Annotated in this window: 1 protein-coding gene; it reads left to right on the top strand. The window is 48.5% G+C overall.

Annotation, left to right across the window (positions count from 1 at the left end; genetic code table 11):
- Positions 1-233 precede the first annotated feature (233 nt).
- Positions 234-2,264, top strand: a complete 2,031-nt coding sequence (locus B7444_RS15500) for a Hint domain-containing protein (RefSeq protein WP_035730661.1) — start codon at positions 234-236, stop codon at positions 2,262-2,264.
- The last annotated feature ends 140 nt before the right edge of the window (positions 2,265-2,404 follow it).

The following is a 2,404-nucleotide window of genomic DNA, read 5'->3' as shown; positions in this document are numbered from 1 at the left end:
TTTTTTTTTTTTTTGACATCAATCCAAAAAAAACATAACTTGATATGTATTCCGAGACAAAAAATAGTTTTAGAAACTTATTTCAAAAACATGAAAATTAAAGAGTTTACATTTCAATTCATTTCATTTTAACGTTTTGACGGATTTGGAAAAAACAAACGAACCCATCTGAATCCGCTTCTATCGCCTCTCCGAAACTCCTCGCTCTTGAGGAAAATTAAGGTCTCAAAGAAATGGCAACGGTAGTAAGTAGTGGTCAGACCGTTCAGAACGTAACGGTCAGTGGTTACCAGGAAATTATTTCTTCTGGTGGAACAGGGAAATACCAAACTGTCATTGGCAATGGTGAGATCGTTGTCCGCAACGGCGGACTCCTGATAGAAACCAATGGGAGTGGCAACTGGATCATTAACGACAATGGTAAGGTTGTCGTTGAAAGTGGCGGTGTTGTCTCTGGCGGAAGCGTCGGGGCCAATGGCACCTATTTCATCAGTGCCGGGGGCATAGCCAGTGGCGCCAATATTGGTGCCGGAGGATCCCTCAAGGGAGCGACGGGCGCTATTCTCAGTGGTCAAACAACGGTCACGTCTGGTGGATCCGTGAGCGGTGGAACGGTTGCGTCAAGCGGTACTCTTGTCGTAGGCAGTGGTGCTACTTCAATTCAAACGACCGTTGCTAGTGGCGGAAATATCCGCGCCGCAGGCACAGTAACGAGCGCTATAGTTCAGAGCGGCGGAACAGCCAATATCATTTCAGGCGGGAAGGCCACTTCAACGACTGTTCAAAGCTCGGGTATCTTGAACGTTGCAAGTGGTGGCACTCTCGGAACCACAACGGTCAGTAATGGGGGCGTTGTCAGCGCAGTAAGTGGCTCGACAATCTCGGGCGTTGTTACACTTGTGAATGGCGCTACGGCAACAATTCCGTCGACGGCAGGGGGAACAGTTGATCTGAGTGGCACAAATGCCAATCTGATCATCACCGGGTCCGGAAGCCCGACGACAGTTATTAGCGGGTTTACGGGAACCGCTGCAGGCGACACCGATGGCATTACACTGGCAAACGTCAAAACCGCGAATGTCAGCAGCGTCACATATCCTGACGCTAACCATGTGACTTTGACCCTTAAAGACGGGTCTGCGGTTACGCTCAATATTATCGGCGTCCAGAGCCTCGGATATGCTCTTGAGTCAGATAATAATGGTAACCTCGTTTATGCTGTCTGTTTCCTTGAGGACACGCAGATCACTGTTCCTGGCGGCTTGAAATCCATTCAGGACATAACTGTGGGTGACGAAGTGGTGATCTCGCGTAACGGTGTGGCTGTTACGGATACGATTACGTGGGTTGGTAAAGCACATTGGAATGTTCGTACTCGCTTGCCTGACGATCAGGCGGGTTATCCAGTCCGTATCCGCAAAGACGCAATCTCGGAGGGCGTTCCCTTCAAAGATCTGCTTGTCACAGCTGAGCATTGCCTGTTTCTAGATGGATATTTCGTTCCGGCTCGTATGCTTGTGAACGGTCGCTCCATCTTTTATGATAAAACCATAACGTCCTATAATTATTATCATATTGAAACTTCTGAGCATTCAATTGTCTCGGCAGATGGCCTGTTGACCGAGAGTTATCTCGATACTGGAAATCGTCGTAATTTTTCTCAGGGAGGCAAGGTCGTTCAGCTGGCTGCTCGCACCAAGTCGTGGGATACTGATGCGGCAGCTCCGCTAACAGTTGCTCAATCGATTGTTGAGCCGATCCATCAGAACATCGCCGCTAGAGCCGAAGCCTTTGGATATGAAATCTCTACTGAGCGGGTTTTACTTACCGATGATGCGGATATTCATCTGAGGACCAATACAGGCCACGTCATTAAGCCTGTACGCAAAACCGGTAACACGCTACTTTTCATGATCACCGGTCAGATCGAGTCCGTGCGCATCCTGTCCAATGCCAGTCGTCCGTGTGATGTGGTCGGTCCCTTCGTTGATGATCGGCGCACGCTTGGTGTTCTGGTTGGGAATGTCACCCTCTATGACAGTCAGGGCACAATTCCGCTGGTTACACACCTTGAGGACAGTGCTCTTCCTGGTTGGAACAACCTGGAGGCCGCCCCGATGCGTTGGACCAGCGGAGACGCCTCTCTCCCGCTTTATCGGCGTGATCCAAATGCTCTGGGGATGCTTGCAATTCAGATACATGCAGCAGGTCCTTATATCGTGGAAAGTCAGGAACCATTTACATTGAGTGCAATTAAGGCATAATTCTTACTGTTGGGTTCGAATATTTATTATATGTATTCGAACCCAATAAATAATAAATTAACAATTCGATAAAATATAAGTAAATCAGGTGGAGGAATCGAAGAACCGTTGGCTGATGCGCTTGGCTCGTAATTTCAGGG

The sequence above is a fragment of the Gluconobacter thailandicus F149-1 = NBRC 100600 genome, assembly GCF_000964465.1.
Classification (GTDB): Bacteria; Pseudomonadota; Alphaproteobacteria; order Acetobacterales; family Acetobacteraceae; genus Gluconobacter; species Gluconobacter thailandicus.
This window is presented reverse-complemented; position numbering and strand designations above follow the sequence as displayed.